A 7,216-nucleotide genomic window follows, 5' to 3' on the forward strand; every position below is an offset into this window, starting at 1 on the left:
TTTTGCAACGGTAAGATAATTCTTTTTACCGAAATAAACAATAGCAAAAGGGGCTATCCGACTTTTTGGACAGCCCCTTCCGGATCATTTCGGTAAAAGCGGCATCGATAAAAGGTAATTTAAATTCTTCCCGATTCAGAAAAATCCGTTCATCTTCGACATCTATTTCTATCTGGTCACCGCTCCGGTATTTCTCCACTAAGGCAGGTGCAACAATAATCCATAATCCATTATTGGCAGCCATTCTAAAAAAACGGCGATCCACCGATTTCACGATAATCGCTTTGATACCGGCCTCCCTTAAACCGACAACCGCATGTTGTAATAGCTTCCCACAGCCGAAATTTTCTCCTCCGAGCATCAAGTCACCCACCTGGACGTTTTTTGCAAAAGAGGCATCCAAACCTGCCAACAAATAAGGTTGTATCGCTTTAAAATTATCCGGTGCAATCCGGTAAGTACATGCCTCATCGAACAACTGTTCACAGGCAATGCTGTTCAAATCCCCATAATTCCAAACCCGGTTATGATAACGACGCTCGAACTCATTCACAGTTACCCACACTTTAGGCATTTCCCAATAAGGATATTTTGCATCGGTCCGTTCAACTTCTACTGTCAAAACTCCGGTCAAAGCAGTCATCGCCACAGTCGCCGGGGACGCTACGTATTTCTCTACACCGATAGCCGACAGCCTTCGCATCGAATTGCTGTTTACTGTAGTAATAAAACGACGGGTATCCGCCATTATCATATGGCTGCTGCCCAAGCAAGGACCACAACTGGACCCTAATATAGAGGCTCCTGACTTCACTAACCGATCGATAATCCCCTCCTGAATGGCCTGCAAATAAATCTCCCGGGAAGCCGGGACGATAGAAAGCTGGAACCCCGAAGCAATCTTTTTTCCATCCAAAATCCGGGCAACCACTCTTAAATCTTCCAACCGCCCACTGGCACAAGCACCGATCAATCCCTGCTGAATTTCCAGCCTACCCCATTCTCCAGGTGCTTTTATCTCGTTTATTTCTCCGACTTCCATCACCAACGGAATCACCTGCGCCAAATCGACTTCGAATTCCTTGTAATACATAGCATCCCGATCCGCCCAAACACCCTGTACGGCATAATCACCGAAATAATCCGCCAACTTATCGTCAGGCGGGAAAGCTGCGCTCTTCAACCCCATCTCAGCAGTAACATTAGCCAGGGTCATCCGGTCGGCGATAGACAAGGCAGGCACCCCCTCTCCATGAAACTCCAACGATTTATAGGCGACATTTTCTTCCCGGAGCATCCCCATTATCCACAAAGCCAAATCCTTGGCATATACTCCCTCCGGCAAACGATTTTTCAAACTAATCTTAATCGTTTCAGGTACCCTGAACCACATTTCGCCTTCTTTCCAAAGTACCGCCGTTTCCGTCTTATTCAACCCCACAGCCATACAATTGAAAGCGCCTGCCGTACAGGTATGGCTGTCGTTTCCTACAATCAATCCTCCCGGTTTCAGCTGCCCGGCCAATATTTCATGACAGATCCCTTTGTCACAATCGAAGAAATGCTCTACTTTCTGTTCGTCCATAAAACGATGGATCGAATTATAATCCCGGATCAACTCATCGGTTGTCCCGGTCATTTTACGATCCAGTACAACCAGCAACTTTCCGGCATCTTTCAGCTTTTCCCCACCCATTTCTTCAAAAATTTTCCGGATACGGGCGGAATTATCATGACTCATCACGATATCCGGCCGCCGTATAACTATACTTCCGGCAGGCGCATTAAGTATTTTTTCGACAAAGGTTCTCATAGCTTATTCAATTCAGTTTATAAAACTAGCCATTAAACTTTATAAACTAAAATTCATCGTCCTGATAAATTTATTCTTTTATCATTTTATCTGTAAAAAGGATGCCGTTCAAATGATCGATTTCATGCTGAAAGATCACAGCCGTAAATCCCCGGATAGTATCGCATACCGGTTCCCACGTATTCCGATACTCCACCTTCACCTCGAATTTAAAGGTTGAATCCGTTTTTTCACGACTCAACATCCGTTTAACCGAGGTCAGTTCAGGGATATAACGAACCACGATTTCATTCGAACGCCATACCTCGCCAACGACATCCGGAACAGACAGACACCCCTCTTTTCCCAAAGACTGCTCTTCAGAAGCCGCCACAATACCCGGGTTGATGTAAAACTCAAAAGGAGCTCCCGGTTTATCGTACCGCTGTACAGCGATCAATCGCCGGCTTATTCCCACCTGGGGAGCAGCAATACCGACACCCGGGTCCGCCGAATCGTTTACTGTCGCCAGCATCCGTTGCTTCAATACCTGAAAAAGTTCCGTCCGGATCTCCCCGGGAGTCAATTCTATGGCCTGCTGACGTAAAAATAAAGAATCTTCCCGGTTATCGGTCTTCCATACCCGCATTATCCCCCCGCCTTCCTTTATCACCTTCACCTCCTGAGGGGTAAAGCCCGTACTGCACCCCACCCAAACAAACAACCCGACGATTCCTAACCAATATTTCAGCATGTTAGCGATTATTTCAGTCTATATCCAATTCTACCGTATAAGTTTGACCCGGTTTGAAATCTGCATTGTAAATCAACAGAAAATTCTCATCTACAGCAGCTTTCCAATCCTGACCGGCAGACAGACGCGGATTATTCAGACGCTGAGGAAAGAAATAACTGAATGGCAGATCGAGTACATGTTCTTGTTTGAACCGGTCTCCTTTCATTCTCTCCAAACTGAAATTTTCCTTGGTTTGTATCGTCACAGTACACTTGTTCCCCTGTACAGAAGTATTCACTGTATAATCGTTCTCTTCGGCTATTTCCTGTAACCGCACATTCCATTTAGGATCTCCGTAATAAGCCAAAACATCCCGGTCATGCACAAAACCGATCTGATCATGTGTAGGTTCTACTCCGATCGTCTCCTGAATTAAACGGGGAGCTTCCTGGAATTCCTCTTCCGTATAAGGATAGGCCAAAGTAACTAATTTAGGATCCCATTCATTCAGTTGATACATTAAATCCTGCTGATTCATATATATAGCCTCTGCCAGGGAATAACGTCCCGGATTGGTCAGCCAATACTTCAATCCTCCCCAACCGTTACGACCATGCCAGGTAGTCACGACATATCCGATCATCGTCGCCGCATTACCACTGTTCATCCAGGCGATCGCCATACTCTCTTTGGTATTATTGACATTACCGATCAGGCAATTCCCAACGGCAAAATATACTTTTCTTTTTCCGCTTTCCTTCATATTTTGCGGATCATTCGGAAAATCCATATACAACTGTCCGTCTTTCGCTTTGATATTTCCCAAAGAAAAAGGCATCTCCAGATTTCGCTCGGTAGCATGTGCAGCTGTCACGACCAAATCAGGATTATAAGTAGCATATAAATTATAGAAAGTCTGCATTTCATCCACCGGATTTACCCTCGGCATCATTACCGTATCGAACCCGCCTTTCCGGTTACGACTTAACATCTTCGTCGGTACCTGAGGTAACTGATAGGTCACTACCGTATCCTGTGCAGATTTTTTTTCTCCCCACATTCCCTGCGTATGATCGTCCACCCAACCATACCGATCGAACCATTTGGCCGAATGTAACTCCCAAATCGAAGCGACAGCATCCTTGATAATCAAAGGTTCCGTTGAATTATTTACCATTTTCATCGCCCCGGCAGCATCATATCCGGTGATAATTCCCCATAAAAAATCAGCGTAGATATCGTTATCTACTTTCCGGCTCAACCGATGCATTTCCATTACATAATCCCTCCCCAGAGTCTCCGGTTTTTCTACAATAGCCACATATCTGGGATGTATCTGCTGTAATTGGGGCAATAATTCCGCCGGATCTTCCCGATAGGACAACAAAGCCGCCCGATGCTTATTCTGTAAGGCCTCAGCCACTTTCATCCAAGCCGTATCCTCAGCAACACCCTTACCGGCAATAACTACATATTCATTCTCTTTCGGAGCACACTGCCACATCAGCACACTCAACAAACACCCAAAAAAATAAGTTCTCACTTTCATATTAATACTTTAATTTGCACGAATAGTTTTATTTTTTCAAATATACAACATTATTAGAATATCCACGAAAAAATAAACCAATTTCCTACTTCCCCCTTTTTAACTATACTCCTCCCCATAACCTCTGCCCCCCTTATAACTCTTACAACTCTTTTAACTCTTACAACTTTTACAACTCTTCCAACTCTTATAAAAAAGGGCTACAGGAGATCTCCCATAACCCTTTTATTTTATAAGATTACCTAAAAACGTTACTCCCGATACATCTTATCCAATTGTTCTTTGATATTTTCGTTGACGATATAATCGTCAAAATCCATTCGTTTGTCGATAATCCCATTCGGAGTCAGTTCGATCACCCGGTTACAAACCGTTTGGATAAACTCATGGTCATGCGAATTCATCAAAACCACTCCCTTGAAGGATACCAAAGTATTGTTAAAAGCCTGTATCGATTCCAAATCGAGATGATTAGCCGGAGAATCGAGCAGCAGTACATTCGCATTATTCAACATCATCCGGGCGATCATACAACGCATTTTCTCTCCTCCCGACAACACTTTCACATTCTTGTATATGTCTTCCCCGGAAAACAGCATCTTCCCCAGGAAACCACGCAGGAAAGTCTCGCTCGTATCGGCAGAATATTGCCCTAACCAATCGATCAGACGCATTTCGGTATCGAAAAATGCCGAATTATCCAAAGGCAGATAAGCGGTCGTTATAGTCACACCCCACGTATAGTCACCGCTATCCGGTTTTTCATTACCGGCAATAATTTCCAACAAAGCGGTCATGGCACGCGGATCCCGGGACAGGAAGACGATCTTATCGTCTTTCTCTACCGCAAACTCAACCTCTTTGAACAGGCATTTTCCATCTATACTCTTGCTCAGATTCCGGACTTCCAGAATCTTGTTGCCCACTTCCCGTTCCGGAGTAAAAATAATACCGGGATATTTCCGTGTAGAAGGCATAATCTCTTCGATATTGAGCTTTTCCAGCATCTTTTTACGACTCGTAGTTTGTTTGGACTTGGCCACGTTCGCACTAAACCGGGAAATAAATTCCTGCAATTCTTTCCGCTTTTCTTCAGCCTTTTTATTCTTAGCCTGAGCCTGACGTAAAGCCAACTGACTGGACTCATACCAGAAACTATAGTTCCCGGCAAAAAGAGTAATCTTACCGTAATCGATATCTACCGAATGGGTACATACAGAATCCAAAAAGTGACGGTCGTGTGAAACCACCAACACCGTATTTTCATAATTCGCCAGATAATTTTCCAGCCACATGACAGTCTCGAGGTCCAGATCATTGGTCGGTTCGTCCAAAAGCAGGTTATCCGGTTTTCCGAACAAGGCTTGTGCCAGCAATACCCTCACTTTTTGCTTACCACTTAAATCCTTCATTAAAGAATAATGCAAATCTTCGGATATTCCCAATCCACTTAACAGATTGGCTGCATCGCTCTCGGCATTCCAACCGTCCATTCCTGCAAATTGTTCTTCCAACTCAGCAGCCCGGATACCGTCTTCATCCGAAAAATCTTCCTTCAGATAGATCGCATTTTTTTCCTGCATCACCTCCCACAGCTTCATATGTCCCTGTAACACGGTGTCCAATACCGTACACTCATCGTAAGCAAAGTGATCCTGTTTCAAGACAGACAAACGCTCTCCCGGTCCGAACATCACAGTCCCCCGGGTGGGCTCTAAATCTCCGCTCAAAATTCTCAAAAAAGTCGATTTCCCGGCTCCGTTCGCCCCGATCACACCGTAACAATTTCCCGGCGTAAACTTCAAATTAACGTCCTGAAACAACGTCCGCTTTCCAAACTGAATCTCTAAATCTGAAACTGTAATCATGTTTATATCTTATTTTTACTGATAATCAATGTTTTCCCCATCCCCACAAAACGTCCGCAAAGATAGATTTTTATTTCTTTGTTTACAAACGGAACCAGAGTTTAATCAGACCTCCCCGATTAAATTCAAACGCTCCAACACTTCATTTTTATGGGATTTACTGATCGGTATCCGGCAATTGCCGATAAACAACATATTACCGATAAACGAATCCACGCTATTTATATTGACGATATAAGAACGATGTACCCGAACAAAATCCTGAACCGGTAAATAGGAAGTAATCTCCGTGAGATTGAACGACAACAACAATTCCCGGGCATTATCCATAAACAGCTTGCAATAGCTTCCCTCCGCCTTGATCCAACGGATGAATTTAAAATCGATACGCCGGAAATAAGCCCCTTCTTTTTTTAAGAAATTCCATTAAAAAAGCCGATCCGGCACCTGAAAAGAAAGAAGAAATCATGCTGAACCTGAACCTGCTTTTCGAACTGGCAACCAGCAAATGTGATCACTTCAAGACGCAGATTGCAGACAATATCCGCACAGCCGGGACTATCGAAAACCCTACCATTCCGATTACCCATATCATTGCCGACACCTCGGAAATGAGGGCCTATTGTAAAGACGATTCCACCAAAATCGTCGGAGAAGCGACTAATGCAATAAAAAGCTTCGTCACCGGAGGTAGTGAAAACGTAATCTCCGGAGTCGGAGCACTGATCGGAGCCGGTATCAATATGCTGATGGGATCGGGTGAAGGAGTACAAGCCGAACATTCGGACTACTTCATCATGGTCGATGGTCTGGCACTGGTACGTATAGATGTCAAATCCTGGATCCGCAAGGTTACTGTAGTAGGTATCACTCAAAAAATAGAATCCGTATTGGCATTTACCGCCGTTAAATCCAGTGTCGATGTAGACAAAATTTCCTTCAACACATTCATGGAAGCCTATAAATACCAACTGCAACGCGACGCAGCGCACGCACTGAACGAAAACGACCTGACGAAAGAAATCAAACGCGCCAAAGAAGTATACAACCTGCTAAAAACCGATTCTGCCGAATCTACGCTGGTCTTCGACACCTTGAAATTACCGGGTCAAAATATTCACCCGGCTTTTATTCACTAAAAAAATTCCCGGTCGTTCGGGCCGGGAAATCGTTTTTTATTTCATCTTCGACTTATGGTGAGTTCTATCAATTCAATTTATCCTCTTGTATCAGACAGCAGAACTCTTTAACTGCCCAATTTGTGAGTTTTA

Annotated in this window: 6 protein-coding genes; 1 reads left to right on the forward strand and 5 read right to left on the reverse strand. The window is 44.1% G+C overall.

From position 1 onward, the window contains the following. Positions 1-25: 25 nt before the first annotated feature. From WS42_RS13850 to WS42_RS13870, 5 genes are all read right to left on the reverse strand, one after another. Positions 26-1,813: an aconitase family protein gene (locus tag WS42_RS13850; RefSeq protein WP_046451279.1), complete on the reverse strand. Its 1,788-nt coding sequence runs from the start codon at positions 1,811-1,813 to the stop codon at positions 26-28. 70 nt (positions 1,814-1,883) lie between these two features. Beyond that, a complete protein-coding gene (locus WS42_RS13855; protein WP_046451280.1) occupies positions 1,884-2,546 on the reverse strand; it encodes a peptide deformylase in 663 nt (220 codons plus the stop codon). 13 nt (positions 2,547-2,559) lie between these two features. Continuing rightward, positions 2,560-4,077: a hypothetical protein gene (locus tag WS42_RS13860; protein ID WP_046451281.1), complete on the reverse strand. Its 1,518-nt coding sequence runs from the start codon at positions 4,075-4,077 to the stop codon at positions 2,560-2,562. 251 nt (positions 4,078-4,328) lie between these two features. Next, complete coding sequence (locus tag WS42_RS13865; RefSeq protein ID WP_013611221.1) at positions 4,329-5,945, reverse strand: ABC-F family ATP-binding cassette domain-containing protein; 1,617 nt, start codon at positions 5,943-5,945, stop codon at positions 4,329-4,331. Positions 5,946-6,050: 105 nt separating this feature from the next. Further along, positions 6,051-6,332, reverse strand: coding sequence for a LytR/AlgR family response regulator transcription factor (locus WS42_RS13870; RefSeq protein WP_087384333.1), 282 nt, complete (start codon positions 6,330-6,332; stop codon positions 6,051-6,053). Between the two features lie 80 nt (positions 6,333-6,412). Between WS42_RS13870 and WS42_RS13875 the strand changes: the two genes are divergently transcribed. Beyond that, the gene (locus WS42_RS13875; protein ID WP_046451282.1) at positions 6,413-7,084 is read left to right on the forward strand and encodes a hypothetical protein; all 672 of its coding nucleotides are present in this window, start codon (positions 6,413-6,415) and stop codon (positions 7,082-7,084) included. Positions 7,085-7,216: the final 132 nt, after the last annotated feature.

Source organism: Odoribacter sp. N54.MGS-14, from assembly GCF_000980295.1.
GTDB classification, from domain to species: Bacteria; Bacteroidota; Bacteroidia; order Bacteroidales; family Marinifilaceae; genus Odoribacter; species Odoribacter splanchnicus.